Annotated in this window: 18 protein-coding genes and 1 pseudogene; 9 read left to right on the top strand and 10 right to left on the bottom strand. The window is 29.0% G+C overall.

Annotated features, from left to right (window positions below; genetic code table 11):
* Positions 1-802 precede the first annotated feature (802 nt).
* From dnaK to G8C41_RS10210, 5 genes and pseudogenes are all read right to left on the bottom strand, one after another.
* Entirely contained in the window at positions 803-2,716 is a 1,914-nt protein-coding gene (gene dnaK, locus G8C41_RS02150; RefSeq protein ID WP_105297971.1) for a molecular chaperone DnaK, read from the bottom strand.
* Positions 2,717-2,980: 264 nt separating this feature from the next.
* A complete protein-coding gene (locus tag G8C41_RS02145) occupies positions 2,981-4,216 on the bottom strand; it encodes a M20 family metallo-hydrolase (RefSeq protein WP_166005963.1) in 1,236 nt (411 codons plus the stop codon).
* A complete protein-coding gene (locus G8C41_RS02140) occupies positions 4,209-4,709 on the bottom strand; it encodes an L-2-amino-thiazoline-4-carboxylic acid hydrolase (RefSeq protein ID WP_160557196.1) in 501 nt (166 codons plus the stop codon). The genes G8C41_RS02145 and G8C41_RS02140 overlap by 8 nt, the downstream gene beginning before the upstream one ends.
* Before the next feature lie 23 nt (positions 4,710-4,732).
* Positions 4,733-5,518 carry an amino acid ABC transporter ATP-binding protein gene (locus G8C41_RS10215; protein ID WP_255467093.1) on the bottom strand — a complete coding sequence of 262 codons (786 nt, stop codon included), beginning with the start codon at positions 5,516-5,518 and terminating at the stop codon, positions 4,733-4,735.
* 87 nt (positions 5,519-5,605) lie between these two features.
* Positions 5,606-7,063: pseudogene (locus G8C41_RS10210) on the bottom strand (ABC transporter substrate-binding protein/permease); the annotation flags it as partial.
* Between the two features lie 397 nt (positions 7,064-7,460).
* Here G8C41_RS10210 and G8C41_RS02130 point away from each other — a divergent pair.
* Together G8C41_RS02130 and G8C41_RS10075 are read left to right on the top strand one after the other, a co-directional pair.
* Positions 7,461-8,273 carry a M12 family metallopeptidase gene (locus tag G8C41_RS02130; protein ID WP_166005961.1) on the top strand — a complete coding sequence of 271 codons (813 nt, stop codon included), beginning with the start codon at positions 7,461-7,463 and terminating at the stop codon, positions 8,271-8,273.
* A 96-nt stretch (positions 8,274-8,369) separates the two neighbouring features.
* Entirely contained in the window at positions 8,370-9,650 is a 1,281-nt protein-coding gene (locus G8C41_RS10075) for a matrixin family metalloprotease (protein ID WP_185152302.1), read from the top strand.
* An 85-nt stretch (positions 9,651-9,735) separates the two neighbouring features.
* On the opposite strand, the gene G8C41_RS02120 is transcribed toward G8C41_RS10075, so the two are convergent.
* Complete coding sequence (locus tag G8C41_RS02120) at positions 9,736-11,328, bottom strand: peptide chain release factor 3 (protein ID WP_105297977.1); 1,593 nt, start codon at positions 11,326-11,328, stop codon at positions 9,736-9,738.
* A 341-nt stretch (positions 11,329-11,669) separates the two neighbouring features.
* On the opposite strand from G8C41_RS02120, the gene G8C41_RS02115 reads away from it, so the two are divergent.
* The 6 genes from G8C41_RS02115 (at position 11,670) to G8C41_RS02090 (ending at position 18,296) form a co-directional block, all read left to right on the top strand.
* Positions 11,670-12,764, top strand: a complete 1,095-nt coding sequence (locus G8C41_RS02115; protein WP_255466982.1) for a nucleoid-associated protein — start codon at positions 11,670-11,672, stop codon at positions 12,762-12,764.
* Positions 12,765-12,818: 54 nt separating this feature from the next.
* Positions 12,819-13,448 (top strand): 4'-phosphopantetheinyl transferase family protein, encoded by a 630-nt coding sequence (locus G8C41_RS02110; protein ID WP_160541985.1) that lies wholly within the window; start codon positions 12,819-12,821, stop codon positions 13,446-13,448.
* 48 nt (positions 13,449-13,496) lie between these two features.
* The gene (locus G8C41_RS02105) at positions 13,497-15,371 is read left to right on the top strand and encodes a glycosyltransferase (RefSeq protein WP_166005960.1); all 1,875 of its coding nucleotides are present in this window, start codon (positions 13,497-13,499) and stop codon (positions 15,369-15,371) included.
* 67 nt (positions 15,372-15,438) lie between these two features.
* Positions 15,439-15,915 (top strand): CYTH domain-containing protein, encoded by a 477-nt coding sequence (locus G8C41_RS02100; protein ID WP_160566863.1) that lies wholly within the window; start codon positions 15,439-15,441, stop codon positions 15,913-15,915.
* A 911-nt stretch (positions 15,916-16,826) separates the two neighbouring features.
* Entirely contained in the window at positions 16,827-17,033 is a 207-nt protein-coding gene (locus G8C41_RS02095) for a hypothetical protein (protein ID WP_166005959.1), read from the top strand.
* A 78-nt stretch (positions 17,034-17,111) separates the two neighbouring features.
* Entirely contained in the window at positions 17,112-18,296 is a 1,185-nt protein-coding gene (locus tag G8C41_RS02090) for an MFS transporter (protein ID WP_166005958.1), read from the top strand.
* Positions 18,297-18,575: 279 nt separating this feature from the next.
* On the opposite strand, the gene G8C41_RS02085 is transcribed toward G8C41_RS02090, so the two are convergent.
* Together G8C41_RS02085 and pncA are read right to left on the bottom strand one after the other, a co-directional pair.
* Positions 18,576-18,770, bottom strand: coding sequence for a hypothetical protein (locus tag G8C41_RS02085; protein ID WP_166005957.1), 195 nt, complete (start codon positions 18,768-18,770; stop codon positions 18,576-18,578).
* 2,534 nt (positions 18,771-21,304) lie between these two features.
* Entirely contained in the window at positions 21,305-21,904 is a 600-nt protein-coding gene (gene pncA, locus G8C41_RS02080) for a bifunctional nicotinamidase/pyrazinamidase (protein ID WP_166005956.1), read from the bottom strand.
* 164 nt (positions 21,905-22,068) lie between these two features.
* Here pncA and pncB point away from each other — a divergent pair, with 164 nt between their 5' ends.
* On the top strand, positions 22,069-23,238 hold the full coding sequence (gene pncB, locus G8C41_RS02075) for a nicotinate phosphoribosyltransferase (protein ID WP_166005955.1): 1,170 nt from the start codon (positions 22,069-22,071) through the stop codon (positions 23,236-23,238).
* A gap of 135 nt (positions 23,239-23,373) precedes the next feature.
* Here the strand turns inward: pncB and G8C41_RS02070 are convergent, their stop codons facing one another.
* A complete protein-coding gene (locus G8C41_RS02070) occupies positions 23,374-24,258 on the bottom strand; it encodes a GRP family sugar transporter (protein ID WP_166005954.1) in 885 nt (294 codons plus the stop codon).
* 26 nt (positions 24,259-24,284) lie between these two features.
* On the bottom strand, positions 24,285-25,064 hold the full coding sequence (locus G8C41_RS02065; RefSeq protein ID WP_105297987.1) for an SDR family NAD(P)-dependent oxidoreductase: 780 nt from the start codon (positions 25,062-25,064) through the stop codon (positions 24,285-24,287).
* Positions 25,065-25,301 lie beyond the last annotated feature (237 nt).

The raw sequence follows: 25,301 nt of genomic DNA, 5'->3' as shown, positions 1-25,301 counted from the left end.
AATAAAAGGCTTTTTTTGTATAATATATTTTGCTTTAATAATAAAATGATAATTTATTCTTGTTTACAAGTTTAAATAAGGATTGCATCTGCTTTTTTTCATCAAAAGTAACATATGCTAAAAAGTCTTCGCAATGATTATAGCCTGATATCTTTTTAGTATTATATATAAAATTGAATCCAAATAAGTTAACAACCCCACTTAATTATGCAGATCATATCTATCAATTATCTCATATAATAAAATTTACTTTAATATACACATTTAACTTTAATACAATTAAAACAAATGACTGATTATTAATTACTTAAATCCATAGTCAGTTATTTTTTTTAAATATATTATGACTTTGAATAATTTATTATTCTGCTTTTTTTACCATTTTAAAGCAATATTCATACATTAATATACTGTTTTTTCATGTTTTGACTAATTAATAGACTAACCAACTTTTCTTTATTATATAAAACAAATAAAAAAAGAGTTATGATAATACATACTCTTTTTTAGTTTTAAATATTAAATAAACCCTTTTAAATTATGCCTCTATAGGATTCAAGGATTTTTAGAATGTTTATCAATAAAGATGAGGTATTAAGCATTTTTAATGGTAGTAAGTAGAAATTTTATTTTTCTAGCCAATATTTTCAAAATCATTTAAACCCTTTACTAGATTGAATTTTCCTAATTTTTTAATTTATCAAAAATGTACAATTTGTTTTTTCCTCTTATATATACATTAAAAAAACCTCAGAATTTTAATTCTGAGGTTTTCCAATTATACTGTGTATTATTTCTATTTTTATTTCACTTCTTCGAAATCTACATCTTCAACATTATCTCCCCCTTGATTAGGATTACTTGATGATCCTTCTCCTCCGCCTTGAGCTCCCGGATTTGCTCCTTCAGCTGTTTGACCGGATTTATATAAATCTTCTGAAGCGGAAGCCCATACAGCATTAATTTTTTCCATTGCCGTTTCAATTGCCGGAATGTCTTTGCTTTCATGTGCTTTTTTCAAGTCTGCCAACGCATCTTCAATCGGTTGTTTTTTCTCTGCTGGTAATTTTTCTCCAAATTCTTTTAATTGTTTTTCTGTTTGGAAAATCATTGCATCCGCAGAATTTAATTTCTCAACTTCTTCTTTTCTCTTTTTATCTGCTTCAGCGTTAGCTTCTGCTTCTTTCTTCATTTTTTCAATTTCTGCTTCACTTAATCCGGAAGATGCTTGAATTTTTATGGATTGTTCTTTTCCGGTTCCTTTATCTTTAGCCGATACGCTTAAAATACCGTTAGCATCAATATCGAAGGTTACTTCAATTTGTGGAACTCCTCTTGGTGCCGGTGGTATATCCACTAAATCGAATTTTCCGATTTCTTTATTATCGTTGAACATAGGTCGTTCTCCTTGCCCTACTCTAATAGTAACTGCCGGTTGATTATCTGCTGCAGTTGAAAACGTTTCAGATTTTTTAGTTGGAATGGTGGTATTGGCATCAATTAATTTGGTAAATACACCTCCGTAAGTTTCAATTCCTAAAGAAAGCGGAGTAACATCTAATAATAAAACATCTTTTACATCTCCCGTTAATACACCTCCTTGAATTGCAGCTCCAATAGCAACCACTTCATCAGGGTTTACTCCTTTGGAAGGTTTTTTACCGAAAAATTTTTCAACTTCTTCTTGGATCACCGGTATACGTGTTGAACCTCCGACTAATAATACTTCATCAATATCTGAAGTTTTTAATCCTGCATCTTCTAACGCTTTTTTACAAGGTTCCATAGATCTTTTAACAAGATCGGCTGCTAATTGTTCAAATTTTGCTCTTGTTAACGTTTTTACCAAGTGTTTTGGACCGGAAGCTGTAGCGGTAATATAAGGTAAATTTATCTCTGTTTGAGTAGATGAAGATAATTCTACTTTCGCTTTTTCAGCGGCTTCTTTCAATCTTTGTAATGCAATTGGATCTGCTTTTAAATCTACACCTTCTGCAGATTTGAATTCTTCTGCCAACCAATTAATGATTACATCATCAAAATCATCCCCTCCTAAGTGTGTATCTCCATTAGTTGACAATACTTCAAATACTCCGTCTCCTAAGTCAAGAATAGAAATATCAAAAGTACCTCCACCTAAGTCATATACTGCTACTTTTTGGTCTTTATGAGCTTTATCTAATCCGTAAGCCAAGGCTGCCGCGGTAGGCTCATTTATAATTCTTTCCACTTTTAAACCGGCAATTTCACCTGCTTCTTTCGTTGCTTGTCTTTGCGCATCATTAAAATAAGCAGGAACTGTAATTACTGCTCGATCTACAGTTTCTCCTAAGAAATCTTCTGCTGTTTTCTTCATTTTTTGAAGAATCATAGCAGAAATTTCTTGCGGAGTATATAATCTTCCGTTAATATCTACTCTTGGAGTATCGGAATCACCTTTTACTACTTTATAAGGAACTCTTGAAATTTCACCTGCATCTGATGAAAATCTAGTACCCATAAATCTTTTTATGGAATATACGGTATTGTGTGGATTGGTTACTGCTTGTCTTTTAGCAGGGTCCCCCACTTTAATTTCTCCATCTTCCATAAAAGCAACTACGGATGGAGTAGTTCTTTTTCCTTCAGCATTAGTAATAACGGTAGGATCGCTACCTTCCATTACAGCTACACAAGAATTCGTTGTTCCTAAATCAATTCCTATAATTTTACTCATGTTTATATTTTTTCTTTAATTACTTATGGTTATTAATTATACTAAATACTACTATTACTTATATAATTGTTTATGCAATTTCAATGATTATGCCATGAAGCATTATATAAACATTTGTCATAATTAATTTTTTTCAAGCTGACATATTGTCTAAGCATTTTTACTTCACCTTACAATTTCATCTATAATGGTAATTGAAAAGGTAGAACTTTAATGCTCTACCTTACCCACTTAATCTATTTAATCTATAAATTGGCTTATTCTTTATCTCTTAGATAAATGTTTTACTGCATTTAGTAAAACATTAGCACCGGAACTCATCCATTCCGGTTTAATTTCTTCCTTTTCGTTATGACTTATTCCATTAATACAAGGTATAAAAATCATGGAAGTCGGGGCTATTTTAGAAATATTACACGAGTCATGCCCGGCTCCTGAAACCATCGTTCTATGGGGATAGTTTAGATTTTTAGTTACTTGGCGTACCACTTCAATGCAGGTATCATCAAAAGGTAAGGGAGGAAAGGATAATATAGGACGGATGTTATAGGTTAGATTTAATTTCTCGGCTATTTGATGTATTTTTTCGGACAATTGTTGATCCATCCTTTGTAATCCCTTTTCTGAAGGATGTCTAAATTCAACTGAAAACCAAGCTTTATCGGAAATAACATTTCTGGAATTTGGGGTAATTTTTATCATTCCAACGGTTGCCCTGCCCTCCGGTTTTTCATTTTTTCCTATCGTATTGACTTCAAGAACTGCCTCGGCAAGCCCAAGTAAGGCATCTTGACGTACTTCCATAGGAGTTGTTCCGGCATGAGAGGCCATCCCTGTGAATTCTACATCGTACCATTTTTGACCTAAAGCGCCGGTCACGATTCCTATTACTTCATTATGGTTTTCTAATATCGGCCCTTGCTCAATATGCAGTTCCAGCGAAGCATGGATTTTATAATTTGAAAAATTATCTTTTCCATCATATCCGATTCTTTCTAATTCTTGTTTAATAGTATTACCTTCACTATCTCTACACGACCAACCATCTTGTAAAGTAGTTAAACCTGAAAAAACGGCCGAACCTATCATGGCAGGAGCGAATCGTGAACCTTCTTCATTGGTCCAGCTTACAACATCTATGGGGCGATCAGTCTTTATATTATGGTCATTCAATGAGTAAACAACTTCCAGGGCTGCTAATACCCCATAGATCCCGTCGTATTTACCTCCTAAGGGCTGACTATCTATGTGAGAACCTATAAGGACAGGATTCAAACGGTTATTTTCACCGGATCGTCTGGCAAAAATGTTTCCCATTGCATCTATTTTTATTGAACACCCGGCTTTCTTCGCCAGAGATACAAACAAATCACGAGCTTGTTTATCTAAATCTGTGAGCGTTAAACGATGTACCCCTCCATTTGGCGTACCTCCTATGGTAGCGAAATCGGCTAACCACGTTTGTAGTCTCTTAGAATTTATATGTAAATTATCATTCATTGGAAATATCTGTTTTCCCTTTTTCAAGTTTATAATGAAAATCACAAAAACCGTCTCCGTTCATTATGGTATGGGGACGAGTTAATTTTACATTTGGAGCATATCCTTCAATAAATTTAGCATCTCTGTTGCAGGAAAGTAAAAATCCAATTTCGCCCAAACCCATTTCATGATACATTTCTGCATATCGACATCTTTTCACGTTATAATCATATTGGTTCTCATTATTAACAACCACTTCTGTTTCTAGTGCATCATCTTTTTCCCATAAATATTGGAGAGCTACAAAACTTTGTACTGAGGTTGGCTCATCTTCTTTTTGGGCAAAATCTTTTCCGGCCTGAATGGCTGCATTAGCTACGGCTTCTTCAATAATCGATTTTGCCTGTTCAAGTCCATACTCTCTCTTTAAAATATCGTATATAGGTTTTATTATTTCTGCTTCAATTTTTCGTCTTTGTAAAATACCTATTTCTTCTTTTTGATTCTTCATACTTGTATTTACTTATGTTTATTTTAAATAGTATAATCGATGGGAGCAACATTTCCAATGAATTTTAGTAATCTTTCATCCTTGGATTTTTTCATTTGTTGAGGTTCTTCATTGTATAAAATTTTTCCTGATTCCATAAAAACAATTCTATCTGATACCTCAAATGCGAATTTCATTTCATGAGTAACAATTATCATAGTCATGCCTTCAGTAGATAATTCTTTTATAACTTTCAATACTTCTTGAACTAATTCGGGATCTAAAGCGGATGTTGGTTCATCAAATAACATAATATCGGGCTCTATAGCCAATGCTCTTGCTATGGCTACCCGCTGTTGCTGCCCTCCTGATAATTGGTGAGGGTATTTATTGGCATGAACCAACATACCTACTTTATCTAACATTGCCAATGCATACATACGCAGCAGCTGTTTATCATTGTTTTTTTTATGATATAAAGGAGCCAACATTACATTTTCTAATACCGTTTTGTGTGGAAAAAGATTATACGATTGAAAAACCATACCTATCCTCATTTCCTGAAGTTTCATTTTTGATTTATGAAATTTACTTTTATTTTTAGCTATAAGAGAAACTTCTCCCATTTCAATATCTCCTTCATCTATTGTTTCTAAACCGTTTATGGATCTTATTAAGGTACTTTTTCCGGATCCTGATGGACCTATAATACTAATTACTTTTCCCCAAGGAACGCTTAAACATATATTCTTTAATACTAAAGTAGTTCCAAATGTTTTTGTTATATTTTTTAATTCTAAAGCGGTTGACCCCTTCTTCGTATTTTTTATGTTCGAATATTCTCTTATTTTTTCAAAATCAACTTGTATTGAACTATCAATGTCTGTGCTTTTTTTATGGACATCAAATTTTGCTTCAAATTTGTTAATAATCCATGTTACCAAAGTAACTATTAGTATATAATAGATAGCAACTGCTAACAGGGTTTCCATAACCAGAAAGTTACGTGTATACAATTGCTGTCCAACCATCAATATTTCGGTCAAGGAAATCACCGATACCAGTGAGGTTAACTTAACTATGGTTACGTATTGATTAGCGAGTGACGGTAAGGCTATCCTAAATGTTTGAGGGGCAACAATCAATCTCATGATTCCCCAGTAGGATAACCCCAGTGCTTTTCCCGCCTCATATTGTCCTTTGGGTATCGCTTGTAATGCTCCTCTATGTATTTCCGCTATATAGGCTGTTTCACTTAAAACTAAAGCTATTAAACCGGATATGAAGGGATTGGATAGTATTATCGAGCTTTGAGGCCAAATTTGAGGTAGATTATATATAAATATTAATAATACCAATAAAGGTAAACTCCTGAAAAACCAAATATAACCTTTGGAAATAGTTCTTATAAATGAATGAGAACTCTGTCCCATTAATGCTACTAAAAAGCCTAAAACTACTCCTATACACCAAGTTAATGTACTTAACTCGAATACAGTTAAACAAGCTTTCCAAAAATCTGTGTTAATAAATTGATTTTTAAAATATTTCCAATTTAAAATTGTATTCTTTTTTTGAGATGAAATCGATTCTTCTTCTATCTGATATTTATGTACTAATTCTTGACTTGGATAAGCCAAATTATATTTATCCAATAACTGTTGATATTCTCCCGATTTTCTTAGTTCTTGGATAACTTGTGCGATTTTATTTTTTAAGGCTATGTTTTCATTTTTAAATGCTAAACCTATTAATACGGGATCTATCATTTCGTGTGTAGAAATTACCAATTTATCTCCTAATCTGTCAATTAACATTTTAGCTACTGCCGCATCTTCATATTGTACATCCACGCCTTTGGATAATAGCGCCTGTGAAGCCTCGGGAGCACTGGGGTATTCTTTAACTTCAATTGCTTGTTTATTATTCTTAAAACAGAAATTCTTGGTAACATCATTTAATTTAGGAATCCATGCCGCCCCTTTCATGGAAGAAATTTTCTTTCCGCATAAGTCTTGTAAAGATAACGGTCGGTAGGATTCGTCTTTTCTAACAACTAATACACCTCCGGTTTGCAGATAGGGTAAAAATGAAACTTGTTGAGCTCGTTGCGGATTAATATACAATGCAGATGCTATAAGATCATAATGTCCTGCATTTAAGCCCATAATTATATTTTCTATTCTGGTATCTTTAAAGACTACTTTAAGATTTAATTTTTCCCCTATTAATCTCATTAAATCAGGGTCAAAACCACTGGGAATTCCTTCTAAATAGGCATAGGGAGCATAAGTTAGATCAATACCAACCGCTAATTCGCCTTTTTTTAGAGTTTGTGATTGATAAATCGTTGTACTAAATAGAAAGATTAGCACGTATACATATTTAGAAAACAAAGTGTAAAATCGAAGATCTATTTTAAATAATTGATTATTCACAAGCAATATTATTTTATTCAATATAAAAAAAAACAACAAAATTTAATTCCTATTAAACTGATAGGCAAACTTACTTATTATTTGAATTATAATAAACTTATTTTTTTATCTTTTTATAAAATCTAAATAATTAAATTTTTATTCAACTTCTGCTTTTTGCAGTATTTAAAATTTTATAAAAGACAATTGGTTAATCAAATATAATTATCATATAATAATTTAAAAACACAATTATATCACATAATCACAATATTATATATACTTTTAATTTTAATTCAGAATATAAAATTAAATATTTTTTCCTATATTTGATAAATTTATAAATATTATGATTATGAAAAATTTTACTTTTTTTTTACTATTATTTTCATCTGCTTTCTTGGTTTCTTGTAATGAGGAATCATTAACTTCTGACATTTATCCTGAGAATAAATCCTCAGAAAATGAAAAATTTTGTGTAGATGTCTTTCTACCCGGAGATAATTTTCAGACCCCAGAATTGGATAAAGAAGTTTCCGGTTATGGTGTAACCACCATTATAAAAAAATGGAATCCCGGAGATACTATTAAAATCAAATTTTTAAATGGTTCATCGTATTTGCAAGATAAAGTCAGAACATATGCAAGTGAATGGCTTCATTTCGCTAATTTAACATTCAAATATGTTACTGCGGATCAATATGCCGATATTAAAATCAATTTTGATAACAGTGGAAAATCATGGTCTTATGTGGGCACCGATTCAAAATACATTTCTCAACAAAGTCCTTCTTTGAACTTTGGTTGGTTTACGGATTTTACTCCTGAAAATGAATTATCTAAAACAATTCTTCATGAATTCGGTCATGTTCTTGGATTACATCATGAACATCAAAACCCTAATTCAAATATAAAATGGAATAAACCGGTAGTATATGCTTATTTTGAAGGTGCACCTAATTATTGGAATAAGGACAAAGTGGATTTTGAAATTTTTTATAAATACAGCAAGGCATTAACTAATTATTCGGCATTTGATAAACATTCTATCATGCTTATTTCATTTCCTTCTTCATTCACTTTAAATCATTGGCATAGTCAACCCAATTATAAATTATCTTCTACTGACAAGAAATTTATTGCTAAGCAATATCCAAAAAGTAAATAAATGTTAAAATCACTTTATATAACTCTAATTATTTTATATAAAGTAATATTATTAAACATTTATTCTGGATTTATAAAACCTTAAAAAATCTTAAATATGAAAAAATTTACGTATTTATTTTTATTAATTGTAAGTCTATTTGTATATATAGTTTCCTGTACTGAAGATTCATTAAATTCTGATATTGTACCGGACAAAAGTACAGTTCAAAAAGAACATTTTTGTTTAGATGCTTATTTACCAAATGACATTATTCAACCCCAAGATTCAACTCAAGACGTTATTGCTAATGGAGTAATTAATAAATTTAATAAATGGAATACAGGACAAACTATAAAAATTAAATTTTTAAACGGAAACTCTTATTTACAGAATAAAGTAAAACAATTTGCCGGTGAATGGTTGAAATATGCTAATTTAAACTTTGAATATGTTCCTGCTTATCAATATGCTGATATAAAAATAAATTTTGATAATAGTGGTCAGTCTTGGTCTTATATTGGAACTGATGCTAGATCTATTACTCAACGTATTCCTACCATGAATTTCGGGTGGTTTACAGATTCAACTCCTGATTACGAGTTTTCAAGGACAATAATTCACGAATTCGGACATGCACTTGGTTTACAACATGAGCATCAAAGCCCCGCTGCTAATATTCAGTGGAATAGACAGAAAGTATATGAATATTATGCCGGAGAACCTAATTATTGGAACCAAGCGTATGTTGATAGTAATGTTTTAAATAAATATAATTCAACTACAACTAATTATTCTTCTTTTGACAGTCAATCAATCATGCTTTATTCTATTCCTGCATCTTTAACTTTAAATGGGTGGTCAAGCGGTTGGAATACCGTACTTAGCGAAATGGATAAAAGATTTATATCTGAACAATATCCCGGCAGGTATACATATGTGGAAACAAAAAATTTCTACAGATATAATATAAACGGACAGCATTTTTATACATCAAATTATAATGAATTAGGAAATAAACATTTTGAGGGGATATTAGGAAAAATTTATGCTAATCAAGTGGAAGGATCTTATCCTATATACAGATATTATAATTTTTTAAACGGTGATCGTTTATCTACACTTGATTGGAACGAATTAAAAAACGGTGGACAAGGAGGATGGATTTTTGAAGGTATATCCGGTTATGCATTCAATACTCAAAAACCTAATACAATTCCGGTTTATCGTTTTTACAAATCATATAAAAAGAAATCGGATCATTTGCTCACCACCAACAAAAATGAACTTAAAATCTGGATATCCGAAGATGGTTCGTTAGTTTTAGGTAAAGGTAAAAGTTATATTCCCATTAATGTCTATAGATATGAAGGCATAGCATTTTATATTTTAAGATAATAGTAACAGATACTATTGTTCGTTAAAAAAAAGAGAGCTAAATTTTTTTTAGCTCTCTTTTACAATGTTTTTTTATATATTTTACCTAAAATTCATTCGTAAAATGAAGTTTTACCGATGGAAATTTTTCTTGAGTCATGGTTATACTAAATGCAGAATCAGCTAAGAAGACTAATTGCCCAAACTTATCTTTAGCTAAGAATTTTTGTTTCACCCTCTTAAATTCTAAAAATTCCGATGATTTTTCATCCTCTGTTTCCACCCAACATGCTTTATGTATATGAATTGGTTCATAACTGCATTTTGCTGAATACTCATGTTCTAAACGATATTGTATTACTTCAAATTGCAGCGCACCCACTGTTCCTATGATTTTCCTGTTATTCATTTCCAATGTGAATAATTGCGCAACTCCTTCATCCATTAATTGATCAATACCTTTTGCCAACTGCTTGGTTTTCATAGGGTCTTCATTATTTATATAACGGAAATGTTCCGGTGAAAACGATGGAATTCCCTTGAAATTTAATTTTTCTCCTTCTGTTAAGGTGTCCCCGATCCTGAAATTACCGGTATCGTGCAAACCAACAATATCTCCGGGAAAACTTTCTTCAACAACCTCTTTTTTATCGGCAAAAAAAGCTGCAGGACTGCTAAATTTCATGGTTTTATTTTGACGTACATGCAGATAATTGGTATTTCGTTTAAAAGTTCCGGATACAATTTTTACAAAAGCTAAACGATCCCGATGTTTAGGATCCATATTGGCATGAATTTTAAATACAAATCCCGTAAAACTCGTTTCTTCCGGTTTAACTAATCGTATATCGCTCATTTTAGGTAGCGGATTGGGTGCAATTTCAACGAATGCATCTAATAATTCCTGAACTCCAAAATTATTTAATGCGGAACCGAAAAATACCGGCTGTAAGGTTCCGTTCAAATATTCTTCTTTTGAAAATTTTGGGTAAACCGAGTGTATTAATTCTTGTTCATTCCTTAGATTTTCTGCTGCTTGGTCGCCAATAAGTTCATTTACTATTGGATCATTAATATCTTTAATCTCAATACTCTCCCCTACTTTTTGTTTTTTTTCTTCGGTGAAGAATTTAAAATTATTCTCCCACATATTAAAGATTCCTTGAAAATCTAATCCCATACCGATGGGCCAAGATAATGGTGTAACCCTTAATTGTAACTTTTGTTCAACTTCATCTAATAAATCAAAGGCATCTTTACCCTCGCGATCGAGTTTATTGATAAATACCAACATAGGAATATTCCTCATTCTACAAACTTGAACCAATTTTTCGGTTTGTTCTTCAACTCCTTTGGCTACATCTATAACTACAATTACTGAATCTACGGCAGTTAGTGTTCTATAGGTATCTTCGGCAAAATCTTTATGCCCGGGTGTATCTAATATGTTTATTTTTTTTCCTTTATATTCAAAGGCTAATACGGAAGTAGCAACCGAAATACCTCTTTGTCTTTCAATCTCCATAAAATCTGAGGTTGCCCCTTTTTTGATTTTATTGCTTTTTACAGCTCCTGCTTCTTGAATCGCTCCACCAAATAAAAGTAATTTTTCTGTTAAGGTTGTTTTACCAGCATCCGGATGGGATATAATTCCAAAAGTTTTCCTTCTTTTAATTTCTTTTTCTAGAGTGGTTCCCATATTTTATTAAATGTTTGCAAATATAAACTATTTAAAATTTCTAATTTTAATGTAACTGATTAGTTTTTCGTAGAATTTCTGTAATAAATAAGATAAAAAATTAATAAAAATTCTATTCAATTTTTTTAGAAGAATATTAGAGTCAATTTATAAATGTTTTTATTTTAAATAGCTTTATACTGAATTCTAAAAAAATATTGATATCATTTTAAATGAAAATAAGATTTTTTGATTTTGGATTTCACAAATTAATTTAGGACAAGGAGTTTGTTTTGAGTAAATTACATTATTTCATTAATCAAAATAAATTAGTAATGAATATTATTTACTGATATTTTTAAATGAATTACTTTTGTAATTCTTTATCAGGCAAATTTATGACGATTAATTTAAAACATGCTGTAATTTCCAAATTAACATTACAATTTTCCGGTAATAAACTACGTGAAGAAAAAAATATTTATGCCGGTGATTTATTTCATTTAAATGAAAAAGAGGAAGAGGCTATGCAACCCTATTTTCTTTCTCCTTTTAAAAAAAATTTGGAATACTATGAATTTACTCATTATACCCAAGACATAAATTTTAATATTTTATATTCTTTATGTAAAGATGTTTTTGAAGATGCCATCGATTTTGTAAGTTTTTCAGACAAAGTTTTGGATCATCTTTACGAAAGATCCAATCACCCACAAATTAAAAAAGGCGAAATTTTTATCGCTTTATTCAATGATATTGATATTGGACAGGAATCTAAAATTTCCGGCATCGGGATATTCAAACTTGAAAATAAGAACAAATTTCTTCGATTTAAACATTCTGACATTGTTGAATGCGCCATACAGAAAGGTTTTCGATTAGATTCATCCATTGATAAGAGTTGTTTAATACTTAATACACATAAAGAAAGTGGTTATAAAATATTGGTACATGATGATGCTCATGTAGAATCCGAATATTGGAAAAAGTCATTTCTGGAAGTAGATTATATTAAAGATGATTCGTATCAAACTAAAAATTACATTAATTTATTATCTGATTTTTCACAACAAGTAATTTTTGAGGAAAAAGGAAAGAAAATTCAAACTGAATTTATCAGTAATTGTCTTCAAGTATTTAATGAAAATGAAACGATAACTGAAGAAATTTTAGAGAAGGAATTATTGGATAATTATGATATGGTTGATGAATTCAAATCATATAAAAAAGATTATTCAGAAAATTCAGGGGTTCAATTTTCGGAAATTTTTGATGTTTCCACCAATGCATTAGCTAGGGAAAAAAGAAAAATTAAAACTGATATCAAATTAGATACATATATTCAAATTAAATTAGACATTAACAGACCTGAAGCTTCCGAAGATTTTCTTGAGCAAGGGTATGATGAAGAAAAGAAAATGTTTTATTACAAAGTATTTTACAATTCAGAGTTATAAGAGAATTATTATAATTTTATATATTTACTTACTAATCTATTTAAATTATCTTAAATGCCTATTGTAGATTTTATTATACCTGATTATTTTACGAGAATAGTTACTTGGAAAGTCAGTGAAACTAATGAGGAATTGTTACGGATATTAAAATTAGATAACATAAGACAAGGTAAATATGATTCGTTAACCCCTAAAAGAAAACGAGAATATTTGGGATTACGAGCTTGTTTAATGGCTTTAGGTTTAGATAGTACCGTGAAATACACTAAAGAAGGTAAACCCTATGTTGAAGGAACTTACAATATTTCCGTATCTCATTCACACGGAGTAGTCTGTGTTGGTGCTTCGTCTTTTAATATTGGAGTAGATATTGAATTGGAAAGGGATGAAAAAATTAATACTATAAAATATAAATTTATTCGAAAAGATGAATTTGAATTCATACCGAAAGGTGAGGAAAAGGACTATTATCATATTTTATGGGGATTAAAAGAAGCCCTGTATAAAATACACCATGGAAACTTATGGTCTTTTTTAAATCACTATAGAGTAGAACCCTTTCAATTGAAAAGTGATAAACCTATTGTATGTTGGATTATTGATGAAAAAGCGAGTGTTAAATATTATGCCTACTATAAGAAAATAAATAATTATTACATGACCTATGTTCTTAATTATGAATAATTTTTTTTCTAATTTTGCTGAACTATTTTATAACTAAATATTATATTTTTGAAAAAAGCATTAATTATACAAAATAAATTTATCGGAGATGTTTTAGTGGCCAGTGTACTTGCTAAAAATTTAAAAAAAATATTTCCCAACATCGAAGTTCATTTTTTTTGTTACCACAATGCTATTTATATCCTTCAAAACAATCCTTATATCGACAAAATAATTGAGTTTGATGATATTGAGTTAAAAAAGCTTTCTGTTTTATGGAAGTATACAAAATATATTAAAAATGAAAAATATGATATACTTTTAGATCCTTACGCTAAATTACAAAGCCGTTTTATAACTTTGTTTTCTAAAGCTAAGAGGAAAATTAGTTATGATAAACCTTTTTTTAAATATTTTTATACGGATGTTTTTGTAGAAGAAAAGTTTCCTAAATTTATCCATTGTACTTCTATTGAAAATAGATGCCTTTTACTTTCTCCTTTTGTAGATGATATTACAAAAATTGATTTTCAAACCGAAATATTTTTAAATGATCAAGAAATTAATAATGCTAAAAAATTAATGATCAGTTCCGGAGTCAGTTTTATTAAACCGGTCCTAATGGTTGGTATATTGGGAAGCAGTTTAAAAAAATCTTGGCCTCTATCGTATATGGCGGAGTTAATCAATTACTTGTTAAAATATTATGATATAGATATTTTATTTAATTATATTCCTAGTCAGCAAAAAGAAGCGGATGATCTTTTAAAAGAAATTGAACATAAAGAAAAAATATTTACTTCCATTCTTGGAAATAATATTCGAGAATTTGCTTCCATATTATCTAATTGCAATGCACTGATAGCCAATGAGGGAGGAGCTGTTAATATTGCAAAGGCTATACAAAAGCCCACGTTTTCAATTTTTTCCCCGCACAAGTTCAGAAAAGATTGGGGATGCTATGAAAATTTATTTATTCATAAGAGTTTTCATCTTATGGATATATATCCTGAAATTTATACGGAATATCCTCTTAAAGAAATCTTACGTAAGCCTGAACCTTTTTATAAACTAATGAAACCGAAAATGTTACTTGGCAAAATTGATCATTTTTTACAAAATATTTTAGGAATTGAGAAAACAAATTCCAATTTACCTCAAGAAATTAAAGACAATAAACCAAAAATCACCGCTTTATGTATCACCTATAATGAAGAAGATAATGTAGATCGTTTCATGAAAGACATTTCTTTTGCCGATGAGATAATTGTAGTGGATTCATTTAGCACAGATAAAACTAAGGAACGTTTCAAAAAATATCCTAATGTAATTTTCATTGAAAGAGTATTTGATAATTTCACTAATCAAAAGAATTTTGCAATTGAACGCGCAACTCATGAATGGATCGTCTTTTTTGATTTAGACGAACATATCCCCACTCCTTTAATAAATGAAATTTTAAATACTGTAAATTCCCTTAACCCTAAAGACGCTTATTGGATAAAAAGAAATTTTTACTTTAAAGATAAACTTCTGAAACATAGCGGATGGAAGAATGATAAAGTAATACGTTTATTTAAAAAAGATAAATCCTTATATAAAAGCAGTAAACTTGTTCATGAAGAAATAGAATGTAAAACCGAACCGGGATATTTAAAAAACAGATTGGACCATTATTCTTTTAATTCTGAAAAAAAATATTTGGATAAGTTAGATAAATATTCCCGACTAAAGGCAAAAGAATTATTTGAAAAGGGTAAAAAATCTAATTTTTTACATCACCATATTAAACCTATATATCGTTTTCTCCATCATTATATTATTCAATTTGGTTTTTTAGATGGAAAAGAGGGATATATTATTTCTAAAATGTATTCTCAATATGTTTCCGACAGATATAAATATTTAGATCAACTTTGGAAAGCTAAAAAGAATAAAAATTAAATTCAAAAATTTGTATTTTTTTATAATTTACAAATGAAATATTCAATAAAATTGTTTATTACATCCTATGGGACAAGAAATTGAAAGGAAATATTTAATTACAGGAGAATTTAAATCGAAGGCTATTAAAAGTTTACAAATTAAACAAGGATATCTATCTTCAATACCTGAAAGAACTGTACGTGTTAGAATCCAAGACAATCAAGGTTTTTTAACCATTAAAGGTTCAAATAAAAAAAATAGTATAAGCAGATTTGAGTGGGAAAAGGAAATCACAAAAGAAGAGGCTAATGAACTTATACAATTATGTGAAGTAGGTATTATAGATAAAATAAGATATATTGTTCCCTTTGGAGATAAAATAATTGAAGTAGATGAGTTTTATGGTGAGAACGAAGGACTAATCCTTGCAGAAATTGAATTAGATGATGAAAATGAAAATATTGAGAAACCGAATTGGTTAGGGAAAGAAGTCACAGCTGATCCCAGATATTACAATTCAATGCTTATGAAAAATCCTTATAAAAATTGGGATAATAAATAATTTTTATTTTAAAATAATCTTACAATTAAATCTATTAAATCTATTAACCTAAATTTTAAATTATTAAATAATTTACCAATCACCATAGAAATAGCTAATATAATACAAGAATATTTAAAGTGTTTTTATTTAATAATTTAATTGTTACTCTTAATATAATTATTTAATTAAAAACTTAAATAAAAATTATATTCAGAAATAGTATATTGAATCATAGAAACATAATAAATATATTATACTGATTTATAAAGAATGGCAATTAATAATTGTCTTTTACATTTTCAACTCACCCGAATTTATATTATATTAAGTATTTATAATGATATAATGGCATAAATTTTGTCTAATATATCTAATATATCTAACCAAAACATTATCAAATTTGTATTATATTCAAATGTTGTGGGAGGAAATAGTCATTCTGTTATTGCTGGTGAAAGGGAAATACTTTCCAATTTAATCAATGAAATGTTGCAGCAAAGTTTGATGCAATTTTACTAAATATTGATTGGGATAATTTATTTGATCCATCACGAACCTCTAGATATCAATTACCTCACGAGATTAATTTGCAAGCATCAGTGGTATAATGATTAGTTTTTTATCTTGTAATCATTTAATTACAGCCTATATTATTAGTTTAATAATTAATCGCCATCAAACTGAATGGTCGGCTCAGTTCGAAAATGAGGAAGTTCTAGAAGATGCTATTTCTTTTATACAAAATGTAGCTTGGAAATCAATATGTAATTATATTGCCTTACATATATGATGAAAGTGCTGGTATTATTTACTTATCAGGTAGAAAAACATTAAGATTAACAGTACATGAAAAACGAGATTAAAAGGATAAACCTGCTATTTATACATTAGGACCTAGTGGTGGTAATCAGTTTTCTCAACATGTTTTGTTGGGTTGTCTTCAATCCAAAGATATTATTTTTGAAAGCTTTGCAGAATTTACTATACGTAATAATGTTGTTCCTGTTCAGCTTAAGTCAGGTGAGTCATATCTTTTATTTGATTGGTTAGTTGGTTCACAACAGCCATTATGTATGGTTGAGCTGGGATTCATACCAATTGAAGAGTTAATAAATGAAGCTTTAAGCATAGGGTAAATAATGTGCATAATTGAATAAACATAATTAAATGATTAAATCAATTTCATATAATTTCATATAAAAGGAGTGAATGTTATGCATCTACCATCGAAAGATATTATTGTGTTGGCCGTGGGACAGGCATTAACTACAACTGTTGTTTCGATGCTAACAACAGTCTCAAGCCTTTCCGGTTCATATTTATCACCCAGCCCTTCACTTAATACACTACCAGTAACTGCTACAGTTATTGGTACTTTATTGATGATATATCCTGCCTCATGGTTGATGGGGATACTTGGTCGTAAAGGTGGTTTTATGTTTAAAGCCGGTGTAGGAATCTTAGGTGGAATAATATGCTGTATAGCCTTGTTGTTGAATCATTTTTATGTACTCGTCCTAGGAGCTTTGTTATTAGGTATTTTTAGTGCTTTTGGTCAATATTATCGGTTTGCAGCAATTGATGCCGCTAAAAACTCAAAGGAGCATGCTTCTGCAATATCTGTTGTAATGGGGGCCGGGGTGATAGGTGGTATTGCCGGTCCTTTTCTCAGTAGTCACTTTTCCGAGTTATTTTCACCGGTACCCTATGCTGGTTCTTTTGTAGCTATCATTACTGTTTGTGTTTGTTTAGCCTTATCACAGTTATTCCTTTCCAGTGATTTAGGACGTACGGTTAGCCCTACTCCAGATGCAATTAAAACATCAGATCACAAACATAAGTTATTAAGCTCGAATTTTATTCAGATTAGTATTATTTGTACTATTGCTTTTGCTGTAATGACTCTAACCATGAATGCCGCACCATTATCATTGCATAAATCTTGCTTTGCTTTAACGACTGCATCTATTGTCTTGCAGGTACATTTTATTATGATGTATTTGCCGTCCTTTTTTAATCCTAGCTTAGTGAAAATTATTGGACTTAAGGGGCTAATTACCATCGGAGTTTTAAGTAGTGCATTAGGTTGCCTATTAACTTTATTACCTAACCAAACTCTTGAAATTTATATGATTGAACTCGGCTTATCCGGTATAGGATGGAATTTTATGTTCAATGGTGGAACACTTCTATTGACAAAAACATACAGTCCAGCCATGAAAACAAAAGCTCAAGGATTAAACTCCTTATTTGTATATACAGGTAATATCGTTGCTTCATTTTCAGCCGGCGCTTTAATGTACCTATCTGGCTGGCAACTAGTTAATTTAATTTGTATTCCATTATTAGGTATATCCATATTCATCTTATGGATAACAAGAGTTAGTAACATTACTTAACTAGTATTCACTTTAAGCTTACTTTTAGTGAGCTGCTTAAATAAGTTACATTTTCAATTTTTTTGTTTATAAGATAAAATAAGTCGAGTATCAGCAAAATGAAGGTAATATCTATTCTTCTGAATAAAGTTCCTCGGAAATAGTTTTAATATCTTGATATAAGAGACATCCGACGTTTTTTTTACTTGCTGTTAATAATATATACGGCTTTACCCTCGGCTGCTCGATGATAACGACCATCAGATATTAATCAGTTTTTAGAAGGTTTATAGTGTTGTCTTAATAAACTGACAGCAATATCAAAATGGTATACGGCTCAAGTAATTGGCAAGGAGTTTTAACTTTTTGTCCAAAATAACCAATATTCAGTTGCCCAAGTCCTACATCAATGCGTTTAAATACTGATACATGAGTGCTTGGAGAAGTTTTGGCAGGCTTTTGCTTCGGTTTTAAACCAATAGGGGTTACCGGCACTATTGAATGTGCAAGGCTAATCTTCTTAAGAAAGTGAATTTTTGTTGTAGTTAGTTTTAAGCTCTGTTATTTTTAATAGGGCTTTTTTTATTTAAAACAAAAAATTAATTCTGATATTTTCACAATACTCATCATACATTTATAATTTTTTAATGATATTTTAAACCTTATATTTAAAATATTTAATTTACTTGTGCAACTCAATGGCACAAATATTGTTTTACTATAAATGTTCATAAGGCAGTGAATTTTCGTAGTAGTTAGTTTTAAACCCCATTAATTATGGGGTTTTTTATTTATATATTTAAAATATTGATAATATTTATTTTACAAATCACCTTATGATATATTTATTACTATTTTCATAGTAGTAAACATTAAATTTTAAAATTTATAAATTACTTCCGCAATTCAATGGCACAAATATTGCCTTACTTAAAATGTTCATAAGGCAGTGAATTTTCGTAGTAGTTAGTTTTAAGCCCTGTTATTATTAATAGGGCTTTTTTATTATCTTAATTAAAATTTTATCTTATACAATTATATCATCTCCAAAATTTTATAACATTTAATTATTCTAAAATAAATATTATATACAAATAACAATTTCATAAAATTATGGCATGAATTTTGTTTTAAAATAAATGTTCATAAGGCAGTGAATTTTCATAGTAGTTAGTTTTAAGTCTCACTTTAAGTAGTGAGACTTTTTTTATTTCGTGCATTTTATCAATATATTATTTTAATTATATAATAATATTATTAAAATTATAATATATTACAAATATATGATTAAATATTATGGCATGAAATTTGTTTTTAAATAATTATTCATAAGGCAGTGAATTTTCATAGTAGTTAGTTTTAAGTCTCACTTTAAGTAGTGAGACTTTTTTTATTTCGTGCATTTTATCAATATATTATTTTAATTATATAATAATATTATTAAAATTATAATATATTACAAATATATGATTAAATATTATGGCATGAAATTTGTTTTTAAATAATTATTCATAAGGCAGTGAATTTTCATAGTAGTTAGTTTTAAGTCTCACTTTAAGTAGTGAGACTTTTTTTTATTTAAAGTAATCAATAAGATATATTATTTCATAACGTATAAAATTTTACCATATTTATAATATATAAATAAATTAAATATAACTATTATGGCATAGAATTTGTCTATAAACAAATGTTCATAAGGCAGTGAATTTTCATAGTAGTTAGTTTTAAGTCTCACTTTAAGTAGTGAGACTTTTTTATTTAACATAATTTAAAAGATTATTATTTCATATAATATTAAATATATTATCGTATTAAATTAAATATAATTTTTATGTCATAAAATTTGTTTTTATACAATTATTCATAAGGCAGTAAATTTTCATAGTAGTTAGTTTTAAGTTCTACTTTCAATAGTGGAACTTTATTTATTTATAACTAATTCATTATATATTATTTCAATTAAAAAATTTTTATTAAAATATTATTGTATTTAAATAAATATAAAACCTTAATTATGGCATGAATTTTGTTTTAATATAAATGTTCATAAGGCAGTGAATTTTCATAGTAGTTAGTTTTAAGTCCCACTATCATTAGTGGGACTTTATTTATTTAGTACTTTATTTAAAAAATATTATTTCAATTACAAATTTATTATCAACAGATTATTACAATTAAATAAATTAAGCACAAATATTATGGCATGAATTTTGTTTTAATATAAATGTTCATAAGGCAGTGAATTTTCATAGTAGTTAGTTTTAAGTCCCATTATCATTAATGGGACTTTCTTTATTTAGTACTTTAATTAAACTATATTATTTCAATCACAAATTTATTATCAGTAAATTATTACAATTAAATAAACAAAATACATATATTATGGCATGAATTTTGTTTTAATATAAATATTCATAAGGCAGTGAATTTTCATAGTAGTTAGTTTTAAGCCCCGTATTACGGGGCTTTTTTATTAACAGAAAAATTATTTTTAACTAAATTCATTATCGAATTAATCAGCTAAAAAAATACATTTGAATGATAAGTTTGATTTGAGATAAGTTTTTTTTTAAATCCCGTTCTTTTTAAATTGATAAGAACTTTATTAATATAAACTTTATTAATATATTAAAAACGGAATATTACTATTTTTCCAATATATGCTTCATATTATTCTTTTAAATAAATATTTGTTGAAATAATTTAAAATGGAAGATTTTATAACATATTAGATCAAAAAACGTTAATTCATATTTATTTTTAAAAAGAAAAATAATTTATTCACTATATATTATCTTAAAAATTATATAAACACATATAATTTATAATAATTTAACTATTTGAAATTTTATGGCATGGAATTTGTCTTACTATAAATGTTCATAAGGCAGTGAATTTTCATAGTAGTTAGTTTTAACCCCGTTCTATAACGGGGTTTTTTATTATGTTTAAATAAAACAATAAAATCAATAGTATATATACTTATACTAGTATTTAATTTAAAAATAACTCTAATAATATTATTGTTATATTTTTTCTATAATATTACCTCCACTTTGTATAAAATATCTTTTAATATTTTCAAAATTTGATACATCAATAGCTTTTGTAGCATTTTCAATAATAGTGGATGTAAATCCTAATTCCAGAGCATCTTTGGCTGTAAAGTATACACAATAATCAGCCGCTAATCCACAGACAAAAATTTCTTTCACCCCTCTCCCCTTTAAAAAATCTCCTAAACCCGTACATTTTAATTTTCCATTATCATAAAAACCACTATAGCTGTCAATAATAGTATTCATTCCTTTTCTGAAGATCGCTTCTATTTTATTTTGATTCAGTTCCGAAGATATTTCGGCTCCAACAGTGCCTTGAACGCAATGATCCGGCCATAGAACCTGCTCTATACCATTTAAATCTATTTTGTCATACACGTTTTTATTACTATGTTGCGAAGCAAAACTTTTATGTCCTTTGGGATGCCAATCTTGAGTAGCAACGACCAAATCAAATTTTTCCTGAATGGAATTAATAACGGGGATTATTTTATTACCCCCTTGTACGGCTAAGCTTCCTCCTTGAAGAAAATCGTTTTGAATATCAACTACTATTAATGCTTTCATTTTAACCCTATATTGTTTTTGATCTGATAAATATAATCTTTTTATTTTTATCTTATTTTCGATAAAAACAAAAGGTTTTATTAATTAAATGGCTTATTAATAATAGTTTTAATCATAAAAATTGTAACTTTGACAAATACCTTTTTAGAAAACATATTTTAATTATGATAATTAAGCATTTTACAGACAACGATTTATATAAATTTTCAGTAATGCATGCCATTCAAAAATTATATCCATGGGCATATGTTAGATATGACTTTATAAATCGAGGAAAAGATGATTTTCCAAAAGGTTTTGCAGAAAGACTGAAAGAAGAAATAAATAAAATGATTAGTTTGAAATTAACTAATGATGAAAAAAATTTTATTTTAAAAAGATGCTATTTTTTAGATCCGTTTTTTGTAGATTTTTTAGAAGGGTACAGATACAATCCTGATGAAGTTCATATTTCCCAAGTAGGCGGTAAATTAAACTTGTATGTTGAAGGATATTGGTATAGAACTGTCTTATGGGAAGTTCCGCTTATGGCTATGATATCGGAATTGTATTTTGAAATGATCGGCACAAAGCCAAAAGATATTGAAATTAAAGCTAAAGAAAAAGCAATTGGACTTAAAAATTTAAAAGCCGATTATTCTGAGTTTGGTACTCGTAGAAGGTATTCTTTCGACGTTCAAGATAAAGTTGTAGGAGTATTAAAGGAAAATTCCGATAAATATTTTAAAGGGACCAGCAATGTATATCTTGCCATGAAATATAATACAACTCCAATCGGCACTATGCCTCATGAATGGTTTATGTACCATGGAGCTTTATTCGGTTATCGCTCAGCTAACATTAAAGCTCTGGAAGCTTGGGTGGATGTTTTCCAGGGAAGTCTGGGTATTACCTTAACGGATACCTATACAACACAATCATTTTTTAAATCTTTTAATTTAAAATTGGCAAAATTATTTGACGGAGTTCGTTGTGACAGTGGAGATCCACTAGAGTTTACAGAAAAAACTATTGATTTTTATAAAAAAAATAGAATCGATCCTTCTTCAAAAACTATAGTATTTAGTGATTCATTAAATTTAAATGAGGTTAAAAAAATAAAAGAACATGTCAAAGACAGAATCCATGACACTTATGGCATCGGGACATACTTGTCTAATGATGTGGGTGTTAAGCCTCTTAATATGGTAATTAAATTAACTCATGTAAAAGAAAAACCTTCTGATGATTATTTAAATGCTGTAAAGTTATCTGATGTTTTAGGTAAAAATACAGGAGATGAAAATGAAATCAATTTCAGCAAATTATCCTTAGGTTTAAATGAAAATATTTGATTGTAATTTCTATCTAATTACAACTCATATATTATTCAATTTTATTTTTTATAGCGTATAAATATTATCACTAGTTTACATATGAGAAATTGTTTCTCATATGCCTCAATAATGACTAATGTATCTATTCCTAACTTAGGATTTATCGAATACGCCCGACAAATAAATAAAAAATAATCCTACCACGATCACAGTCATACCAATTATAGATGATATCCACTCTTTTTTGGTTTTTCTTTCTTCGTTAAAATAAACTCCCGCAATTACCGAAACAATAATGGATGCTTGACCAACCGGATAGGCTACTGATAATCCTAATTTCATTTGAGAAATCAATATAGCTAAATTACCTATAGCCCACACCACCCCTACAACACTATTTTTCAAAGAATTAAGACTATAGGGATTTACTTTGAAATATAAAAATGCTATAATATTTATACCAATTAGTTGGCCAACAGATTGAGGCAAAAGACTCGACCAACTATCAATATTATAGTATTTTAAAATACCAACATACAATGTAAAACCTAAGGAAGATAATAAATTAACTGAAATTCCTTTACTCCAATTTATTTTTTTAGCATCATCATTTTCGATTACTTCCTTATATGAAGTAAAAATAATTCCTACAATAATTAACGCTAAAGCACTAAAACCAAATATTTTTGAATTAAGAGTCGACCAATCTCCTAAAAATACACCTAAAATAGAAGTTCCAATGATCTGAGTTCCATTGGATATGGGCATTGACTTTGAAACTCCCAAATATTTCAATCCCATAAATTGACCTACCGAACCAATTGTCCAAAATAATCCCGATACTATTCCAATTCCTATAATATGAAGATTTAAAGCAGGATGTTTAATGGCATATATAATGCAAGCAAATATAAAACTCCCTATTGCAATACCAAATGATTGTTCTATAACCTTTCCACCTATAAGGGTAGCTATAACGGGAACAAAACCCCAAGATAAAATAGGAATACAGGCTATTAAAAAGTCTGTAATATTCATATTTTAAAGATATAGTGTGAAATCACTTAGGCATTTTGCCCTAATATTGACAATGCTCCATCTACTGTATAAGTTGAACCCGTAACGTAAGAACTAGCATCGGAAGCTAAAAATAAGGCTACATTAGCAACTTCTTCCGGTGTACCGCCTCTTTTCATAGGGATAATATCTTCTTTTTCTTTTAATAACTTCGCTTCATCCGTAAATTGTTTGTTGATAGGAGTAAGTATCATTCCAGGAGCAATATTGTTAACCGTTAATTCTCTTGATGCCAATTCAATAGCTAAAGTTCTGGCCAAATTCCTCATTCCGGCTTTAGCTGTATTATAATCAGCATCTCCCGGTCTGCAAATATATTCATGTATAGAAGTCACATTAATAATTCTTGATCCTTTATATGAATTATTTTTTTTCTTAAGTTTTAAAAATTCTTTGATACAATAGAACGGTCCATATAAATTGGTTTTTATAGTTCTATCCCAATCTTCCAAATTCATATCCTCCACGTATGTATTTTTACCATTTATTCCCGCATTGTTAACTAAAATGTCTATATCGTTAAAATCTTGATTAACCAAATTGAAAAAACTTTGCGTTTCATTATAATCTGAAACATTCACCTGATATGCTTTAACTTTTACGTTCAATCCTGATAATTCTTGCACCAAATTTTCCGCTCTTTCCTTTCCCGAATGGTAAGTTATAATAACATTAGCGCCTTCATGCGCAAATTTTTCCGCAATCGATTTACCAATACCTGAACTTGAACCTGTAACTAATGCTGTTTTATTTTGTAAAATTCCCATGTCTTATTGTTTAAATTATTTTATTTATATATTGATGACTTTATTTGTTTTATTATTTTATTATATGATCCATTTATCATATTACTATTTTACATTATTAACTAAGTCAAGTAATAAATGAAATTTTTAAATTCTTTGTTTTCCCTTTTTGTTCCTTAAATAAGTTCTATTTATTTATAGTTTAAATAGCACTTATTTAGATTTCTTTGCCAAAAATTATGTAGTAGTAAGTAATTG

It is taken from the genome of Apibacter sp. B3706, assembly GCF_011082725.1.
Taxonomy (GTDB): Bacteria; Bacteroidota; Bacteroidia; order Flavobacteriales; family Weeksellaceae; genus Apibacter.
The sequence above is the reverse complement of the archived record's forward strand: the minus strand, read 5'-3'. Positions and strand labels throughout refer to the sequence as shown.